The organism is Pseudoalteromonas apostichopi (assembly GCF_030297135.1).
Lineage (GTDB): Bacteria > Pseudomonadota > Gammaproteobacteria > Enterobacterales > Alteromonadaceae > Pseudoalteromonas > Pseudoalteromonas apostichopi.
Genome location: NZ_AP028066.1, coordinates 179,155 through 198,764, shown reverse-complemented (window position 1 = coordinate 198,764; position 19,610 = coordinate 179,155). Strand labels below are relative to the sequence as shown.

The 19,610-nt window shown below is 39.2% G+C and carries 18 protein-coding genes; all 18 read left to right on the top strand.

Annotation, left to right across the window (positions count from 1 at the left end):
* Positions 1 to 3 precede the first annotated feature (3 nt).
* The 18 genes from tssH (at position 4) to QUE86_RS16885 (ending at position 19,514) form a co-directional block, all read left to right on the top strand.
* Entirely contained in the window at positions 4 to 2,607 is a 2,604-nt protein-coding gene (gene tssH, locus QUE86_RS16970; RefSeq protein WP_286260708.1) for a type VI secretion system ATPase TssH, read from the top strand.
* Between the two features lie 224 nt (positions 2,608 to 2,831).
* Positions 2,832 to 3,311 carry an Hcp family type VI secretion system effector gene (locus QUE86_RS16965; RefSeq protein ID WP_105181734.1) on the top strand — a complete coding sequence of 160 codons (480 nt, stop codon included), beginning with the start codon at positions 2,832 to 2,834 and terminating at the stop codon, positions 3,309 to 3,311.
* Positions 3,312 to 3,382: 71 nt separating this feature from the next.
* The gene (locus tag QUE86_RS16960) at positions 3,383 to 5,236 is read left to right on the top strand and encodes a type VI secretion system Vgr family protein (RefSeq protein WP_256853973.1); all 1,854 of its coding nucleotides are present in this window, start codon (positions 3,383 to 3,385) and stop codon (positions 5,234 to 5,236) included.
* A 1-nt stretch (position 5,237) separates the two neighbouring features.
* Positions 5,238 to 5,594 (top strand): hypothetical protein, encoded by a 357-nt coding sequence (locus tag QUE86_RS16955; RefSeq protein ID WP_256853972.1) that lies wholly within the window; start codon positions 5,238 to 5,240, stop codon positions 5,592 to 5,594.
* 20 nt (positions 5,595 to 5,614) lie between these two features.
* The gene (locus QUE86_RS16950) at positions 5,615 to 5,905 is read left to right on the top strand and encodes a PAAR domain-containing protein (RefSeq protein ID WP_105181737.1); all 291 of its coding nucleotides are present in this window, start codon (positions 5,615 to 5,617) and stop codon (positions 5,903 to 5,905) included.
* A 1-nt stretch (position 5,906) separates the two neighbouring features.
* The gene (locus QUE86_RS16945; protein ID WP_286260707.1) at positions 5,907 to 6,896 is read left to right on the top strand and encodes a hypothetical protein; all 990 of its coding nucleotides are present in this window, start codon (positions 5,907 to 5,909) and stop codon (positions 6,894 to 6,896) included.
* A 2-nt stretch (positions 6,897 to 6,898) separates the two neighbouring features.
* Positions 6,899 to 7,741 carry a hypothetical protein gene (locus QUE86_RS16940; protein ID WP_286260706.1) on the top strand — a complete coding sequence of 281 codons (843 nt, stop codon included), beginning with the start codon at positions 6,899 to 6,901 and terminating at the stop codon, positions 7,739 to 7,741.
* A complete protein-coding gene (locus QUE86_RS16935) occupies positions 7,741 to 12,132 on the top strand; it encodes a DNA/RNA non-specific endonuclease (protein WP_286260704.1) in 4,392 nt (1,463 codons plus the stop codon). Before QUE86_RS16940 ends, QUE86_RS16935 begins: the two co-directional genes overlap by 1 nt.
* A 1-nt stretch (position 12,133) precedes the next feature.
* Positions 12,134 to 12,472, top strand: a complete 339-nt coding sequence (locus QUE86_RS16930) for an immunity protein YezG family protein (protein ID WP_286260703.1) — start codon at positions 12,134 to 12,136, stop codon at positions 12,470 to 12,472.
* Between the two features lie 43 nt (positions 12,473 to 12,515).
* Positions 12,516 to 13,148, top strand: coding sequence for a GAD-like domain-containing protein (locus QUE86_RS16925; protein ID WP_286260832.1), 633 nt, complete (start codon positions 12,516 to 12,518; stop codon positions 13,146 to 13,148).
* Positions 13,149 to 13,276: 128 nt separating this feature from the next.
* Positions 13,277 to 14,167 (top strand): N-acetylmuramidase domain-containing protein, encoded by an 891-nt coding sequence (locus QUE86_RS16920; RefSeq protein WP_286260702.1) that lies wholly within the window; start codon positions 13,277 to 13,279, stop codon positions 14,165 to 14,167.
* On the top strand, positions 14,154 to 14,594 hold the full coding sequence (locus tag QUE86_RS16915; protein ID WP_286260701.1) for a hypothetical protein: 441 nt from the start codon (positions 14,154 to 14,156) through the stop codon (positions 14,592 to 14,594). The genes QUE86_RS16920 and QUE86_RS16915 overlap by 14 nt, the downstream gene beginning before the upstream one ends.
* A gap of 189 nt (positions 14,595 to 14,783) precedes the next feature.
* Complete coding sequence (locus QUE86_RS16910; protein WP_235382697.1) at positions 14,784 to 15,278, top strand: DUF6795 domain-containing protein; 495 nt, start codon at positions 14,784 to 14,786, stop codon at positions 15,276 to 15,278.
* A gap of 14 nt (positions 15,279 to 15,292) precedes the next feature.
* Positions 15,293 to 16,459, top strand: a complete 1,167-nt coding sequence (locus QUE86_RS16905) for a lipase family protein (protein ID WP_166338562.1) — start codon at positions 15,293 to 15,295, stop codon at positions 16,457 to 16,459.
* A gap of 132 nt (positions 16,460 to 16,591) precedes the next feature.
* The gene (locus QUE86_RS16900; protein WP_209327441.1) at positions 16,592 to 16,858 is read left to right on the top strand and encodes a hypothetical protein; all 267 of its coding nucleotides are present in this window, start codon (positions 16,592 to 16,594) and stop codon (positions 16,856 to 16,858) included.
* A gap of 44 nt (positions 16,859 to 16,902) precedes the next feature.
* A complete protein-coding gene (locus tag QUE86_RS16895) occupies positions 16,903 to 17,661 on the top strand; it encodes a hypothetical protein (protein ID WP_286260700.1) in 759 nt (252 codons plus the stop codon).
* A 140-nt stretch (positions 17,662 to 17,801) separates the two neighbouring features.
* On the top strand, positions 17,802 to 18,317 hold the full coding sequence (locus QUE86_RS16890) for a DUF6795 domain-containing protein (RefSeq protein WP_105181748.1): 516 nt from the start codon (positions 17,802 to 17,804) through the stop codon (positions 18,315 to 18,317).
* Positions 18,318 to 18,347: 30 nt separating this feature from the next.
* A complete protein-coding gene (locus tag QUE86_RS16885) occupies positions 18,348 to 19,514 on the top strand; it encodes a lipase family protein (RefSeq protein ID WP_286260699.1) in 1,167 nt (388 codons plus the stop codon).
* Positions 19,515 to 19,610: the final 96 nt, after the last annotated feature.

Here is a 19,610-nt window from a genome sequence, read left to right as displayed (position 1 = left end):
ATTATGTCTACAATGACGCTAAATACACTCGTAGAAAAACTAAGCCCAGAGTGCAAAAAGAGTCTTGAACAGGCTGTTGCAATTTGTAATAGCCGAAGTCATTTCACTGTTGAATTAGAGCATTGGTTACTAGCGATGCTTGAGCAACAACTAGATGACTTTAGAATTATTTTGAGCGCTTACGATATTGATCGAGACTCATTAAAAAATGATTTGAATAAGTCTTTAGAAATGCACAAAACAGGTTGTAACTCATCACCGAGCTTATCGATGCATGTTACCAGTTTGCTCAAGCAAACGTGGCTTAGTACGAGCATTGATTTTACAGATACACAAATTCGTAGTGCTTACTTAACTTACACGCTGGTAAAAGATGACACTTTAGCAAGTTTAGTGAGTCGTTGTAGTAAAGAGTTTAATAAGATAGAAGCAGGGCAATTATTGCATGCTTGGCCTGAAATGGTCGCAAAGTCACAAGAACAAAGCCCTGTGGTAAATAGTCAGGCTGAAAAATCGGTATCTACAAGTTCTAAAACGCCGAGTTTAGATCAATTTACAGTTGATCTAACGGCTCAGGCAAAAGCAGGAAAAATAGATCCAATTTTGGGGCGTGATTTTGAAATTAGACAAATGGTCGATATTCTTACTCGACGTAGACAAAATAACCCCATTCTAACTGGTGAAGCAGGGGTAGGTAAGACCGCAGTTGTTGAAGGGTTAGCGCTAAGAATTGCTCAAGGCAGTGTTCCAGATGTTTTAAAAAATGTAAAAATTCACACCCTAGATCTCGCTTTATTACAGGCCGGCGCCGGTATGAAAGGTGAATTCGAAAATAGACTAAAGTCTTTAATATCGGAAATTAAAAATACCCCAAATCCTGTTATTTTATTTATCGATGAAGCGCATACAATGATCGGTAGTGGTGGCCAAGCTGGTCAAAATGATGCTGCAAATCTTTTAAAACCGGCGCTAGCTCGCGGCGAACTCAGAACAATTGCAGCCACAACATGGGCTGAATATAAAAAGTTCTTTGAAAAAGACGCAGCATTGGCTCGCCGATTCCAAGTCGTTAAAGTGGAAGAGCCTACACCAGAAAAAGCAATTGCGATGTTACGTGGTTTAGTGCCTGTTATGGAAAAACACCATAATGTGTTCATTTCCGAGCAAGCACTAGAAAGCGCAGTGCATTTATCACACCGCTACATTACTGGCAGACAACTTCCTGATAAAGCTGTTGGTTTACTTGATACAGCATGCGCTCGGGTTGCAATGAGCCAAGCATCAACACCTAATTCAATCGAAACGCTTGAAAATGAACGCTCAGAAATAGAGTCGCAAATTAATATGTTAACTCGTGAGCAACGCACAGGATTAAATCACAGTGAGGTGCTTGAGAATTTAACAAATAAGTGCCAGCAAATTACTGAGCAGCTTGCACCATTAAAGTCGCAATTCGAAAATGAAATGTCACTTATTAAAGATGTAAAAGAAGTCATCACGGGCCTGAATGATGAAACAGAACAGCCAAGTGCAGAAATTGAAAAGCTTCAACAATGCAAAGAAAGCTTAGCCAAATATGATTCGAACATGGTGCATTGGCAGGTTGATGATGAGTTAATTGCGCAAGTTATTTCTGACTGGACTGGTATCCCTGTTGGCAAAATGCATGAAGATGATGTGAAGAGTGTTCTTAATTTAGCAAGCACAATGAAAGAGCGTGTTGTTGGCCAAGATCATGCGTTGGAGTTAATTGCAAAAGTTGTACAGACATCCAAAGCGCAATTAGCTGACGAAAGCCGTCCGAATGGAATTTTTATGCTAGCGGGTCCAAGTGGTGTTGGTAAAACGGAGACGGCACTTGCATTAGCGAATGAGGTATATGGCAGTGAAGAAAACATCACAATCATCAATATGTCAGAATACAAAGAAGAGCACAAAGTATCGTTACTACTTGGATCACCTCCTGGTTATGTAGGCTACGGCGAGGGTGGCGTATTAACAGAGGCGATCAGACGTAAGCCATACAGTGTTATTTTGCTAGATGAAATTGAAAAAGCGCACCCAGGTGTACATGACATCTTTTACCAAGTATTTGACAAAGGTACAATTAAAGATGGAGAAGGTAGAGATATCGACTTCAAAAACACGATTATCATCATGACCTCGAATGTGGGTACTGATACAACAATGAGCTTATTTGAAGACGAAGAAACAGCGCCAAGCGTTCAGGGTCTGCAAAAGGCTATTCAAAGTGATTTACTTGACGTATTTAAAGCTGCATTCCTCGGCCGCATCAATGTCATACCATATTTGCCACTAAATAAAGAAACTCTTGCAGAAATTACAAAACTGCAATTAAGTAAAATAAAAAATAGAGTTAACAAAAATTACAAATCTGATTTTTTATATTCAGATCTTGTTGTAGATTATATAGTTGACAATTGTAATGACTCTGGTTCGGGTGCAAGAAATATTCACGCATTATTGCAAAATAATGTCTTGCCATTATTATCTGAATCTTTACTTGATAGTCTTGTTAGTGGTAGTGAAATCAATAGTATATTATTAGATTTAAATGATTATTCATTTGTTGTTAATATGAATTAATATATTTAAATTAGTTTCTTGTTTCTTTTTTGGAGTCGGATTATAATTTGTCCGTCTTCATTAGTTGATGGAACATTGAGACATTGTCTTCGTCTAGGGAAAGGATATTGAAGACCTTTTCGTTGCACAGTTAGAGATAATGATTTCAAAGGAATTTTGGGAAACCAAAAGTAAATGATCCAATATAATGGATATTATTTATAAATTAAAAGGAGCATTATCAAATGCAATCAAATACATATTTAAAATACGGTTCAATTAAAGGCGAAACTACTGCTGAGTCTTTTAAAGATTTAATCACAGTTTTATCATTAGATTGGAACGTTAGTCGTGAAATTTCAGCACACACTGGTACAGCAATGGACCGTGAATCTAGCTCAACTCGCTTAGGTGATGTAACTATCACTAAACTTCAAGATAAAGCGTCTCCAGACCTTTTCAAAGAAGCGACAATTGGTAAAGGCCTACCGGCTGTTTTCCACATCACTAAGCAAGGTGATAAAGTTGAAGAAATCATGAAAATCGAACTTACAGATGCAATGATTTCTAGCTACTCGGTATCTGTTCAAAATGACCGTCCAGTTGAAACAATCACTATCAGCTACACAGAAATGATGATGACTGTTACTCCTACTGACGACAAAAATAACATCACTGCACCACTTGTTTATGGTTACAGCGGTGTTAAAGGTCAGCAAATGTAATTTTTTGCAGTACCTAATAGCTCTGAGTTTTGCTCAGAGCTTTTTTGATCTTTAGGAATAGGAAGCATGGAATGCAAAAAGCAACACAAGATAACAATGTAATTCAGATTAATACGCCAGCTGGTAAAGATGCACTTTACTTAACTCGGCTGGTGGTACAAGAGTCTATGTCTGATTTGTTTGTGATGTCAGTGAATATGTTCACTATAGGCACGCAAATAGCGCATGAAGATCTGGTGGGAAAACCTGTTTCTATTAAAGTAAAGAATGCCGATAGCGCAGGTGAGCGTTATTTTCATGGCATAGTTAGCCAATTAGTATCTAATGGTAGCCGCACAGCTGATATTGATGAGCAAAAAAATTATATAGATTACCACGCCACTATTGTGCCTTTCGCAGCATCAATGCGAAACCGCAAAAACAGTCGGATCTTCCAAAAGAAAACAATAAAAGATATTTTTGCCGATTTATTTGGTCAACATAGTGTCACTTTTAAAGATAATACAACTAAAACGTATCCTAAGTACGAGTATTGTGTTCAGTACCAAGAGTCAGATTTTGACTTTATTCAACGCTTATTTCAGCAAGAAGGTATTTTTTATTTTTTCGAGCATAGTAACAGTGCACATACGCTCGTACTCGCTGATGATATAACAGCTTACGAAGAGTGCGGTGAAGCAAAAGTAGAGTTTACCTCTGGTCACCTCAGTGAGTCACACATTAATAAATGGCAAGGTGGTTTAAGCATAGCGCCTGGCAGCTACAAGCGTATTGGCTATGATTTTAAACAACCACCAAGATACCCAGATGGCGATCACAAAAAAGCAGATTTACCGACCCAGTCAGTTGCTGAAATTTTTGAATATACCGCTGAAGCCGAAACCCACCCAAGAGCTGCAGGTTTGGCAGCCGTACAACTTGAATCATTACAGCGTAATATGAAGTTAAGTAGCGGTAGAAGTGATTGCCGTTCATTCTCAGTAGGTAAATTATTTAGCTTTAAAAAACATGAAGACCCGCGCCTAGAAGGTAAAACATTTGCTATCACATCTTTACTAACGTCTATTACGGTGCCAAATCAATCGGGTGCTCAGCAATCTGGCGCGCAAGAAGTATTTACCAATCACTTTGAATGTGTACCAAAAGATGTGCCATATCGTGCAGCGCACAGCATGCGCAAGCCTGTTATTCATGGTGTGCAAACAGCCATAGTGACGGGCGACAGCGCAGATGAAATTATGGTTGATCAATACGGACGTGTGAAAGTGCAGTTCGATTGGGACCGAGAAGGTAAAAAAGACTCGCAAAGTTCATGCTGGATCAGGGTTGCACAAAACTGGGCCGGTAAAAAGTGGGGCGCATTTTTTTTTCCTCGTGTAGGGCAAGAAGTGTTAGTCGACTTTATTAATGGTGACCCTGATCAGCCAATCATTAGTGGTGCAGTATACAACGCTGACTTAATGCCTCCTTATGCGTTACCTGCAGATAAAACACAAAGCGGTATAAAAACACGCTCAACAAAAGAGGGTGGTGCAGATAATTTTAATGAACTGCGTTTTGAAGATAAAAAGGGCAGTGAGCTTGTTTACATGCAAGCAGAAAAAGATAAGCAGCTGTATGTAAAAAATGATCAAAAAGAAAAAATTGATAATGATCGTTTTCTTGAAGTGGGCAACAACGATGATGCCAAAGTAAAAGTGAATCGCACGGTTGATATTGGTGAAAATGACACGCTGAAAGTGGGTAAATCACTCAATATCGAAGCTGGGAAAGAAATCGTTATTAAGACCGGATCGGCAAAAATTACTATGAGTAGTAGCGGTAATATTTCTATCGAAGGCACAAATATCAATATTAAAGGCAGTAACGTAAAGGTTGATGGGAGTGCAATTACCCTTTCTGCCGGCATGATCAAGTTGAACTAGCATGGAATTACATAATACGCTTCAACCAGGTGTCGTGCATGGCGCAGCAAGTAATGGCTTTACCGTTTATTGCCGTTATGGGCTTCCTCATTTGGTGTGTCTTTGTGTAAACCGCCCAGATGATCCGTTTTTGAACTTGCCAATAGATTATTTTAAGAGCCTTGATGGTTATTTTGCTGAGCAATTTTTTATAAACCTTCACCCTGTACTCAATAGTTGCAATGTGTTGTCGCATATTTACCAATACGCTACACACACAAGTTCAATAATAAATGATCTTTCGTACGACGAAATAGCGCAGGAGTTGGCAAAACTCGTGTGCACAAATAAGTTACAAGTTATTCCTTTAAACGAATAGCCAACAACAAGGAAGGCATTATGGGAAAACCCGCTTCAACGTTAGGGCATATGCATGTTTGTCCAAAAGTCACAGCACAGGTACCTCACGTAGGTGGACCCATTGTGGCAGGATCTGCCAATGTATTAATAGGCAATATGCCTGCTGCAAGACAAGGTGACATGCTTGTTTGTATAGGCCCGCCAGATAGTATTAATAGCGGTTCGGGTACAGTCAAAATAAACGGGAAACCCGCTGCTCGAATGGGAGACAGTACTTCACATGGCGGCAAAATTGTTTTAGGTAACCCGACGGTTTTAATCGGTGGATAAGGTGTTATCACTCATTTTAAATGAGCATAAAGCAGCTCTTTCAAATTTAAATGTGATGCAGCAAAGTGCTTTTTATAGCATTGGGTTTATTGCTCAAGTTCGTCAGCAGTTAGCTTTAAAAGTAGAGGCATATCAGGGTACTAGCAATGTGAAGTTTGAAATGGTGCAACGCATTATTGAAGAACTTGAGACGTTAAAGCAGCAGGAAGCTTTATCAGATGACATTGCTGAAGTGTGCTTGGTTGCGCTGCAATTAATGTCGAACTCTCAAAAGCAGAGGTTTTTGGGGTTATTAAACCGACATGAGTTTTCGCTTTTAAAAAATAAGCTTTTGGAGAAAAGCTTAACAATAAGTGGGTCCGCCAATAGCGACTTTTTGAATTGGGCAAATGTATACGGTAATTCAGATACAAAGGCGATTATTTATAAAGCAATAAAACGTGCTGTAAAACAGCTGCCAGATATGCCTGAAATGCAAGAAACAGTAAACGCATTTGAAAAGGCTGCGATGATTAATTCACCGTTAATGTCTGTGTACCTATTATTGCTAGATCCACAAAGGGTGAACTTTGTTTGCAACTATGTGAGCCAGCAGTTTTCTCGAGAGCAAGCTATTGTGGTGCTATTGCAAACTGGGGCAACAAAATATGTCCCCATGGCTGTTGCGCTGTTGACCGAAGTGAGGCCGGCCAAGAATCTTGTTGCTGGTATTAAACGCTGCTTAGGTAGTCAGCTCGATGAATTAGTTGCATTTAATACTCAAATTCAGGTTGGCAACTGTAAGCAAGCGGTTGTTGATTTTCAGCGCCAATTTGCATTGAGTTGGCCAGAGCAAAAGATCAAATTTAATGATCAAACACTGGTTTATGGCTTTGCGATGAATAGACCTGTCAGTGTAGCAAGCCTGCAAGGTGTTGATTTTTTCAGTTGGCAAGTGATTACAATTTTAAATGCGCTTAAATATGACTGTCGAAATAGTCAAGCGAGTTAGCATTGAGTGCATTTAAAATTTCAATACAGCAGTTTGATACACCTTATAAAGTAGCCCCAGAAGTATTAATACTAGAGGGGAGCTCGGGTCATGAGCAAGTGCAAAACTGGCATTCATTTGATGCCTTTATTTATGACTGTATTGTAAAAGCAAAGTCAGTATTGAAAGAGTCAGACGTGCAGCAACCGTTAATTTGGTTATTACCGGCACTGCCTTTTCAAACTGATCATAAGACACTATTTATAAATAGCCTTCAGCAGCGTTATGGCATTGCTGTCGAACAGATGATTTTTGAAGGCGCAAACGCTATGCACAGTGCGATTGCATTAGCTAAAGAGCAAAATTTTAGTGCTTTTGATGTGGTAGCAATTGATGGTGTGTTTAAAGCCTCAAAGCATAACGGCTTTGAATATTTAGGTATAGCGGCTTGTAAGGCATGTGTTGAATTTACTCAGGTAGGCTGGGCGTTGCAATCTACGAGCATGTGTTCTTCTGTGGATATAGCAAAGCATCAGCCTATACATGCAGAGCTTGAACATATTTTATCGCTAAATGAACAAAAAATAGATTTAGTGTTTGCCCCAGGTAATGGCCTAGAAAGTGATGATTGGGTAAGTTATTTACCTGTTTTAAGTAAAAAAATTAATGAACAAACGATGTTCCAACTTCCTAATTATAAATTAGGCAAAATGGGAGCAATAGAAGGGGTTGTAAACCTCGCAAGCCTGACAAATAGCTCACTTTATGCTGAGCGTTTTGGGCAGGCGTTAATAATTTCGCAAGAGTACAACAAGTACCAAGCCGTCGCGTCATACTTATGGATAAGTAAGGAAATGTGCAACTAATGGATAGTAAAGCAGTTGTGTTACAGGGAACACGTTATCCCATCTGCCTCGTGTTAGCCAAACAGCCAGCCCCCAGTGGTTTTATTGCTGTCGCAACGAATACGCCGGATAGTGCCTACAAATTTGTAGCAGAGGTTGGCGCGGTATTAAGTGGCGATGCTGCTAAACGATTAGATCTTATTCAATTGTTAAATGTTGCTGGTATTAATTGTCCAAGGCAAGCAACAGCGCGCGAAACTGCATCGGCTTTGATAAAAGCCTTAACCTCAGGTGCCATTACGAGCTACCAGCAGCAAGTAAAAAGCACCATTCAAGTCAGTGATAATACGCGCTCATCGCAAAGTAGCAGTTCAGCGTCTTCGGCTGTGCCAAGTAATGCCAAAAAAGCAACACAAGCTCCTGCTAGCAATAAGGGCAGTGCCAGTAACACAACCGCAAGTGAAACGCCTATAACAGAACAAGAATGCCGTTCAGACCCGGTTTCGATGCTAACAGGCGAAGAAATTCTTCCTTTAACTGACTTCTCATTAGCCGCAAATAGGCCTTTAACGTGGCGTCGGTTGTATCGTTCGTCGCACTGTAATCAAAAAACAATACTGGGTAATGGCTGGCGTCACGATTATTTAGTGCAATTAACCGAGCATTACCTACCACCGCCGAAAGTGGGCCCAAAGAAAAAGGGCACCTACTGGCTTGAGTATCACGACGAACATGGTGCGACTCATAAGTTTGAAAAAGTGAAGCCGGGGCAATCGAGTTATCAGTTAAGTAGTAACTTGGTGCTTCATTACAAAGAAAATGGCAAGCAAGTATTAGTAACACCAGATGATAAACACCTGACTTTTATGCCGGGTGGATCAGCATGGTTGCTCGAAAAAATCATCAATGAAAAAGGTCAAAGCACCCGTTTTTATTATGATTCGATGGAGCGTTTACAACGTATTGAAGTAAACAAAGTACGCGGCTGTGTACTGAAATATAATAAGCACGGTTTGCTCAAAACGGTGCACGCTTATCGTACTAATGAACAAGGAAAATTAGTTCTTTTAGATCAGCCATTAGCCAGTTATGAGTATGATGAACAGTCAAACTTAGTGGCGGCAACAAACCAATTTGCTGAACAAGAGCGTTATAAATATAACGCTGCAAATTTACTAATAAAGCGAACCAGAGCAAGCGGTTTTAGTCATCACTTTGAGTGGGACTCGTATGGTTATGATGCCAAATGTATTAAACAGTGGGGGGATGACAACACCTATTGTTATCGGTTCGAGTATCAAGGCAATAAAACAACCAGTATAGATTCACGCGGCAACCAAGAGCACTTTGTGCACAATGAGCAAGGTAAGCTGATTGAGCACACTGATGCCAACGGTAATATCACGCGCTATGATTACAACTCGCTAGGGCAAAAAGTAGCGCAAACTGATGCTCTAGGTCATCAAACGCTTTATACCTACACTGAATACGGCCAACTTGAATCAGTCACCCAAGCTGATGGTAACCGCACTCAATTTGGTTATAACCAACTTGGTCAACAAGTCGTTGTTATTTTGCCAAATGGCGAGAAGATTAAACGCCAATACAGTGCCTCAGGGTTATTACAAAGTGAAACCCAAGCAGATGGGCGAATTGCACTTTACAGTTACGACAAACAAGGTAATTTGACCCAGCATGTCACGCCAAATGGTCATGTATTAAAATACACGTGGAATGAACAAGGTGAGCTACTTGCAAAGCAGCATAATGATGAGCTCATTCGTTATAGCTACGATAACCTCGGTCGTATAAATGCAACCATTAACCAAGCAGGTCTGCTTACTCAATATAAATATAATTCGCAAGGGCAACTAGTTGAAACAACCGCGTTTGAGCAAAGTAACCCTGATAACAAACAACAACAGCTTTATTCTTATGATGATGCTGGTAGGTTAGTTAGTTCGAAAAACGGTAATGGTGATACCACAGAGCAGCACTTTGAGGGACTAAGCCAACCTCACTGCGTGATACAGCCAGATGGCAGTGCACTGCATTTAACGTATGATAAAGAGCGAAATTTAACCGCAATCGAGCGTAGTGACGGCCATATTTATCGCATCAATTACGATGCAAACGAAAACCCAACACAAATCACGGGGTTTGATGGTACTGAGCAGCAATTTAAGTACGACGCATGTAATCGTTTAGAGGCTGTCACGCAAAGCGACAAACGCCATGTAAATATTAAGCGTGATAAGCTAGGCCGCGTTATTTCGCAGCACGCAAGTCTAGCCACAAATAAACACATCGTTAATAACGCTAACCATTACAGTTATACGCCAGAGGGTAAAATAGCGCGTGCTCATAATGAGCAATCAACGATTAAACAGTCGTTTGATAAAGGTGGACGACTACTCAGTGTTGAGCAAATTCACAACCAGTCTCAAACCCATAAACTCGCATACAGCTACGATGACTATGGCAGACGACAGTCTCTTACCTTGCCAGACTCAACAACCCTTTATTATAACTACAATAGTTTTGGCCAGTTAAGTGTTATACAGGTAAAGCGAGCGGATGGTGAGTTAGCTAAACTCGTCGAGCTTGGCTACGACAGCCAAAATAATATCAAAACTCAACGTTTCGGTAATCAGGTTACCCTTAATCAGACATTTGATGTATTTGGGCGTTTAACGCAGCAGCAACTAACGCATCCAGAGCACACATTATTTGATAGCTGTGATTATCAATATGATGCGGTTAATCAACTTATTGCGCGTGATGAACAAGGCATTAGCTGCCAAAATACACAGTTTGAATACAATAGCCTTGGCCAGTTAATTCAGCAAAATCTAGCTGATGCAAAGTCGGATACACAAGCGCCAGAAACCGCCAAGCAATTTCAGTGGGACAGCTTTGGTAACCCGATTAGCCAAACTCAAGCGCAGCATGATGAAGCAGTCAATAAACAAGAAGCTAATGATGCTGTTACACATAGCCAAGTCGATGCCGACAGGTTAACCCATTTTGGCGATAGCGATTTTGAATACGATGACTGTGGTAACCAAGTACGTGAAACGGGCAAAGGTATAAAAACGCACCGTGAATACAATGCGTTCAACCAATTAAGCAGCTTTAACAACAACGGCACGCTAACACATTACGACTACGACCCACTGGGTCGTCGTATCGCTAAGCAGACTGAGCATGGCAAGATTGATTATATTTGGGATAACGACCAACTAATAGGTGAATACCAGCACGGCGAGTATACTTGGTACATCAACTTACCCAATCAATTTCACCCGGTCGCACTGATTAAGCAAGGTGAGCTGTTTTACTACCACCTAGACCAACTAAATACCCCACGTTTTGTTACAAACAATAACGCAGAAGTTGTATGGCAAAACCACGCCGATGTGTACGGCTATGAAGAACCAGAAACCCATGCTGACTTTTATAAAGAAAACAGCTTCACTCAGCCAATACGTTTTCAAGGACAATATTTTGATGAGGAAAGCGGCCTACACTACAACCGCTACCGCTATTACAGCCCCAAACAACAACGCTTTATAAACCAAGACCCGATAGGCTTAGTGGGTGGCATAAATCACTATCAATATGCGCCGAATCCGGTGAATTGGGTGGATCCGTTAGGACTTAGTTGTAAAGAAACTAAAGCAATTGAAGTGCCTGCGTATGATCATAACGATCCTATGGCTGATGCAATAACCCCTGTTGCTATTACACCAGTTGAATGGTTCGTTGAAGGGCTTGCAGATGCTGCCGAGGCAATAAGCCAAATGGTAGACACAGGTGTAACAGCTACTGGGGTTGCGACAGCGGGTATTGCACTTATACCAGGTAAAGTGGCAGATAAAGCACTCGAGCCTGCGGTTAAAAAGTTAGACGATGTAATAAAATTAGACCCAGGTAAAAAAGGTGGTTGGAATAAAGCTCTTAATGGCAAATTACAGCCAAATAGCAAGTATGAAGTTGGTAACTATACATACGGCACCGATGAACTTGGACGTGTAAATTCTGTTAGTGGTAAACTGGACTTGTCAAAAGCCGATCGGAATACATACCAACAAGCTAAAGCAGGTAAAGTTGATGGTATTAAAGATGGACTGGACGACGATGAAGGTGGACATTTAATCGCTTCAATTTTTAATGGTCCGGGTGAGCAAATTAATTATGCTGCTATGGATGGCAATCTCAATAAAGGTGCTTGGAAGAGCATGGAAAATAAATGGGCAAAGGCTTTAAAAGAAGAACCACCCAAAGAAGTCGAGGTTGATATACAAGCTGTATATGATGGGGAATCTAAACGCCCTAGCAAATTTGTTGTGCGCTATAACATAGATGGAAAGCCATCAAAACGAATATTTAAAAATAAGTTTGGAGGTTAAGGTGGGAAAGCGAGAGATACAAGATATCTATTTATCTATTGCAAGAGGTATGACAGAGAGTATCAATGTAGATTGGGAACAAGCAAGCATCGATATTGAGTGGTTTGGTGATGCAGGCGATTTCTCTGGACAATATCAAAACGGTGAATCTGTTAGTTATTTTGAGGTTGATGATAATATTTTTGATGATGTTGAAGAGCTACATGAAATAACTACTGAAAATGATTCGAACATGTGGAATCGTGCTGTCTTTCATCTGAAACCAACTGGTGAATTCAATATTGATTTTTCATGGGATCAAGAATTGGCAGACGAAATAGAACGGTTAAAGGACGAATAAATTTTTTGATAACTTTTACAGTTATGCGGGGTTTGGTCCCGCGATAAAAGCAACAATGCCAACCAATGAAACGCTTGAATTTTTTAAAGGCAAGCTTCCTGACCGTTTGTTGGAATACTGGCAAGAATATGGTTTTTGTGGCTGGGGTGATGGTATTTTCTGGCTAGTTAACCCGCAGGAATACCATGATATTTTGCAAATTTGGCTTGGAGGAACTGAATTCGCTGAGCGTGAAGAAAAAGGATTAGATAAATATTATGTTATTGGCCGCGGTGCCTTTGGAGATTTAATTGTTTGGGGCAAAACCTCTGGTCGAAGCATAAAAATTAATGCAAATTTTGGTATGTTTTTACCCAGAGATGGAACTAAAAAGTTGAAAGAACGAGGAGAAGAGCGTTCGGTTGAATTGTTTTTTGCTACGATGAGCAAAGAGTCCTACGATCAAGACGATGTTAGTGAATCTCCATTGTTCGAAAGAGCACTTAATAAACTTGGCCCATTAGAAGCCGATGAAATGTATGCATTCGTTCCTGCGTTGGCTCTTGGTGGTGTAAATAAGCTTGAAAATTTGCAGAAAGTAAAAGCGATTGAGCATTTGAATTTTCTAGCTGAATTGGGCGAGAAACGCATAATGGCTGATATTGTCGCTATGTCTAATGAACTACATAAGAAGTAACGCAGTAGCGATTAATCACTTCAACTAAGTAATAATCAATAGAGTATCCATTGGGTACTAAATAAGCCATTTTGTTGAACGTTAATATGAAATGGCTTTGAAAATAAATACATGAAAAGGACTTTCATATGTCAGCAATAAGAATAACTCAGTCAGTTGGTCTGAGTGGTGTTAATACCCCGGCCGAAGTAAAAGCAATACAAACAGCATTAAATAAATTACTTAAATTGCTCCCTTCTATAAACGCATTGGTCGTGGACGGGCGTTTAGGTTCCCGCCCTGAAAACTCTAAAACAGTTGCTGCAATTAAACAGTTTCAAAGCAAAGTTGTAGGTATTGTGCGTCCAGATGGGAAAATAGACCCAAATGGCCGAACTCACAAAAAGATTAACGAGAAACTAATAATTAAAAGCCATCAACTACGCTTTAAATTACCATTGGCATCATCGAATGTTCAAGAGTTAACTGAATCTGACTTTTTGAGTGTTGCTAAGGCATTGAATTGTAAAGTTGCTGCGATTAAAGCTGTAGCTGAGGTTGAATCTTCTGGTGATGCCTTTTTACCTAATGGAAAACCAAAGATTTTATATGAAGCGCATATTTTCTCGCGATTCACAAACCATCAGTATGATTTGAGTCACCCGTCTGTTTCTAGTAGGACTTGGAATCGAAGCTTATATGTTGGAGGTGCTCTAGAGTATAAAAGGCTCGAAAAGGCTATGGAGTTGGATGCAACAGAAGCTTTAAAATCAACTTCATGGGGGCGTTTTCAGATTATGGGTTTTAATTTTAGAGCTGCAGGATTTGCGAGTGTAGAGGCTTTTGTTAAAACAATGTTTACTTCGCAAAGGCAGCAGTTAGATGCATTTGTGAGCTTTGTTAAAAGTAAAGGTTTAGAAGAGTATCTCAGAACATTGAATTGGGCTGCATTTGCCCAAGGTTACAATGGCTCACAGTACGCCCAAAATAATTATGATATTAAATTAAAAAAGGCCTTTGACAAATATGATAAAAAATAAGCTTTTTTCTGTTTTGCTCACTTTGCCGCTATTGTGTATTAATGCGTGCCAAGCGAATCCAAGTGACTTTGTTGTTATTTTTAAGTGCCATTCAGATACGCCAACCAAGATCAGTGTGGTAGTTAAGGAGCATAAAGGCCTTTTTGAACTAGAGCAATTTAGTCATTCGCAATTTAAGCACTCAATGCCTGAAAAAGTAATTGCTATCGGTAAATTTAGCTATCACCGCCCGTTGGTTACAGAACATAGTATGGAGTTTAAAGTCGGTGAAAATAAATTAACACTGAGTGATTATCACAGTGAAGAACTAGGTATGAATATAAAAGAAAAATCGGTCACGTTAGTCCAAGGCGGTAAGAAAGAGTATTGGCTTTGTGATGATTTGAGCTCTAGTCAGTTACCTTCTGTAGATGATTTTAAGAAATAAGGTATTTCTGTTATGGGTTATGGAGATACATTAGGCGAGAACTCTGAAAGTAACTTGCGCTAGAAAATGATAGGTGGTCGATATTTGCACTTTAGAAGTCATTGAAAAAGCAGTATCTAGAAATAGAAATTAGATTCGAAATCAGGACTATACAATTTTTAGTCGTGAATTAAAGGGAGGTTTAAGCATATGTTTGGCTTAATAAAAAAATACGATGTTCATATGTGCTCTGAGGTTAAGGGAGTTATTACTTTAAAGGGAAAACCTGTAGAAGGAGCTGTTATTCTTCGAAACTTGAAGTTTGCCCACAGAGTTGAAAAAGAGGATCAAGTTTTAACTGCAGCTGATGGCTCATTCTTCATGCCAGAAGTAGTGATCGACTCTAAAATTCCTGGAGATATGTTTTCTCATGAAGTTACTTACCAATATATAACAGTCTTATACAATTCAAGTGAATACGAATTATGGAATTGTGAGTTAGTAGGAATTGAAGAGCGAAATGAATATAAAGAAAAGTTAAATAGCTTGATAGCTGACTTATCATCTCAAAATGTAGATTTCATATTTACAAACCATTCTAATAAGAACTTAAATTTTTATGGTTCGACAATTTGTAGATGGAAAAATGACTTTGAAATATACGAAAACGAGGATGACACGGATTATTTTAAAGATTTTAGATAGTAAAAGGAGATTACATGAATGTTTTATCGCCAAGTTTAGCGGCGCAATTGGCTAACTTTGCTTATAAAAGCTTAGAAGCAAATAATACTTCTAGAAAAATAAATGCCAACCCAATCATTACTAGCCACTTTGCATTTGATCCATCAGCTTCAACGTTTACAGGCATTAGCGGAACTGCTGCTGAGCATATTTTGGATCATTGTACAGGGTTTGGCTTTTTTGGAATTGGTAATAATAAAGGAAACCATAAGGGTGAAGTAGTGTTAACTTTTCGTGGTACTGCAGGTATTGCTGACACACTAACTGATTTACACTGCGGAATGACTGTGGGGCCAAACTATAAAGCCGTACATGCAGGTTTTAATCGTACTTTTGAATCTATTAAACCACAATTATCAAAGATACTCAGTAAACTAGGTAGCAGACCAGTTCATTGTGTCGGTCATAGTTTAGGTGGTGCTCTTGCAACATTGGCTGCTAATTGGATAAAGTCGCAATTTAAAATGCCGGTAAAGTTATATACATTTGGTGCTCCAAGAGTCGGCTGCAACCCATTTGCGATTCAAACTGAAACAAATTTAAATGGTATTTATCGTGCAGTACACAGGAGTGATCCAGTCCCTATGGTACCTGTTTGGCCATTTGTACATGCTGGGAGCGAGTATAGGCTTAGTACTTGTGTCTCTTTAACTGGGGCTGCTCACAAAATGGCAGGGAATGCACCAGGTTATATTAATACCGCATCTCGTTACCCAGACTATAAAAGTATGGAAAGAGGCTCATTATCTAATTTGACGATGACACGTTTAAAGTACGTTAATCGCCACCATGCATCATTTAATGCTCTCTGGGCAGATAAAATCACTAGCGCACTGTTAACGCTCTTACGAGAGAGTGGCAAAATAACAAGCATATTAGCGCAAGGTGTCGTTGCTGGTACTTTAACTATATATGATGCTTTAGCGCGTAGCTTGGTTGAAATATCAAAAATGTCCTCGAAATATGCAGAAGATTGTAAAGGGGTGCTAGGCCATATACTTAACTTTGTTGGTAAGTCTGGCGTTACTTTGGTTGATATTACCTATTCCAAAGTGAAGAAAATACTTTATTGGATGCTAGAGAAACTCAATCAGTTAGTAATAGCAGCAGTAAAAGTATCTCCTTATATTGGAATTAGTTAAACAAGGTCATATTGTATGAAGCCCATATACGCTAATTTAAAACTCATGGGCTTTATTCACCTATTTTAAATCAAGAAGTTTAATCTCACAGCAAGGAGCTATAAACGCTATTAAATGCGCTATAGAAACAGTATGGAACAACAACATCAACAAACACTCACCCAACTAGTTAACGATGTTTATAACAAACCGGACTTAATCGAAGAACATCAGGTTCTTATTCAGCCCTTATTAAAAGACTTGGTGGCCAGTGCGCCAGCGGGTTTTGAGGGGATGGCTACGATGATCCACAGTCATTTTGTCAATGGCCTTAAATCTACCAACCCAAATATTCAAAAGTTTGAGCTTGAGTCAGGGCTTTTAAAGCTTAAGCCTTATTTTCAACGAATTAATCAGTAAGCTACAAAAGCTTGAGTTTAGGTAAACAATTACAAGGATGGTTTATGTCATTAATGAATGCGTGCATTTTAATGCTGCTGTTACAGCCACTGTTTGTTTACTTTGCGTTATTTGCAAAAGAAGTTGATCTTAATGAAGACTCGCAAGATTCGACTGTCATGCTATTTAACTTTGGTCTTTTGGGTATCACGCCTAGTGTTGCTTATTGTTACATGGAGCAGTTTTGGTTTGCAGTTGGGATGTTAAGTGGTGTGACAATATTAGGTTTAACACTTGCTAAAACTTTAGAATCAAAGGGCAAAAGGTCATTGGATCTCATCCTAACTTTGCGTTTTTTGACGTCGTGGCTGCTTATTTTTGGCGTTATATATTGGTCAATTTCATTATTTACAGGCTCACCAGAAGTTCAGCCAACAATTGCTGATGCTGATCAGCAAGTTGAGCCGTTTTATCAGCTATTTTGGCCTTCATTTTACTATTTAGGTTTAATGGTTTTTACATTTTTACTTAAAGTACTCGAGTTTCGCTTTCAATTAAAGCCAGCATTATCTGGTACTTTTTTGATACTTGCGGCAGCGTTAATAGGTATATCACCACTCGTTGATGGCAGTTTTATTCTTGGCTTGTTTATAAATATCGCCATATTTTTTATTTTTTGCTCTATGTGTATAGAAATTAATAAAATAAATGACCCCTCTGGCGGAGCGATTGCTTTTTTCTATGCATATATATTATCAATGGGAGTTGGGGTGGCTATTATCATAAAAATTATACGTGTAATATTTTTTAGTACTTCGGTTTGATTTTTAACCTTGCAAGGGAGGTTGTTTTTTAGTTATTATTTGTACCTGTTTTGTTGTTTTTATTCTGCGTAAATTAATAATGTATAAATCAGCATAATACGGTTTTTGTTGCCATAAATTGCATTGCAAGGAGGCTTGGTGTGTTCTCATCAAGGGTTAGGCAGTTAGCTATATTAATTGCTACATTATTTGTTTTATTCACTACGACACAGGTATTTGCGAATATGTTTGGTTTTTTTAATAAAAGTGATTTTATTTTGTCTGCCCCTGTTAAAGGGCAGCTATTTGATGATGGGAAGCCTGTTGCAAATACCAAAGTGATGCGTTCACTTACTTACGGTGATGAATATATCGACGAAACAGTAACTGATGAACAGGGCTATTTTACGTTTTCAGAAAAAACAATTAAAACCAGTAAACCAGCTAACATGTTCGATAATGACTCATTGGTACAGCACATTTATTTAGAAAATGGCACGCCAGAGGGAATAGTATTGTGGTATACACTTGTTTCACTGCATGAAAATAGTCAAACCCTCAAACGATTACTTGCTGATTTAGAATGCGATATTTCTAAAGAGCCAGAAACATACGATATTCCTATCGAAGAAGATACAAGCCATACTTTTGCGATTTATACATCATGTAAACTTTAACCTAAAACGACTCATACAAAGGGAACTTATATGAAAACCTTGACGCCTACTCAAGCGGTGCAACTCGCTGAGCTTGCTTATAAAGCAAAAAGTATTAAAACAACTAATTTACTTAATCACTCATTGCATGCATCTTTGCGAAATAATTTTAATTTCTCAATTAATCCAAGTGCTGTACAAGGTGTGTCGGGTGGGTTTTTCTCTCATTTATTTGGTTTAAGTACAGGCTTTGGTTTAGTTGCACACGGAAAAAATGAGTTTCAAGGTGATTCTGTTATCACCATTCGTGGCACAGCCTCTTTAAGAGATGGTTTAACAGATGCAAACTTCGGTTTAAGTGGTGGTGCAAACGGTAGTATGGTTCATGCGGGTTTTAATAAAACGTTTTACACCATGAAGCCGGGTTTGCAGGAGTTTGTAACAGCAAATATACGAGATAAAGTAACAGGGTGCGTACATTTAGTTGGTCATAGCTTAGGTGGTGCACTTGCAACGTTAGCGGCAGATTGGATCAAAGCTGAATATTCGTTACCTGTAAAACTGTATACATTTGGCTCTCCTCGTGTTGGTCTAGATAACTTCTCAAGAGCCGCAACAGGCAGAATCGATAAGATTTATCGTTGTACTCATGGTGCCGATCCTGTCACTAAAGTGCCGTTATGGCCATTTTCTCATGCTCCTTATCAGGGCCAAGAAATTCGTTTAGACAGCGGGCAAGGTTTAAAAGGTGCTGCACATAAACTCAGTGGTACACCAGGCTACATCAATACCGCAAATAGTAATGATTGGGGCAACCTGACAATCCGTGCGAATCATTATTTGAATACACCTGTGCGTTTAAATTTTGAAGATCGTAATCAAGCATCATTCAATTCACACTGGGCTGATAAATTAGGTGCGGCGCTTGTTACCTTATTAAAAGACGCTGGTTATTACAGTGCTGTTGCAGCACAAGCAGCGATTGGAACAGGCCTGACATTTTACGACATGCTTGCTCGAACTTTAGATAAAATTGCGAAAGCATCAGCATCATTTGCTTCACAAACACTGGGTCTTATTGGTCATATGTTGGTGTTTGCTGGCAAAGTTGTTAGCAAAGCTGTAGAACTAACATACAGTGTTATTAAATGGGCTTTTGACTCGACTCTTGGTGCTCTTTATCGCGCCGCAAAAGACGGCCTAAATGGCTTGGATTAATAACAAACTGGGCATGCTAATTAGCATGCCCAATTTTAGTTAATTTTTACTTCATGTAAGTTAGCTTAGCTGCACTTATGGCTTAAAATAGGTCAG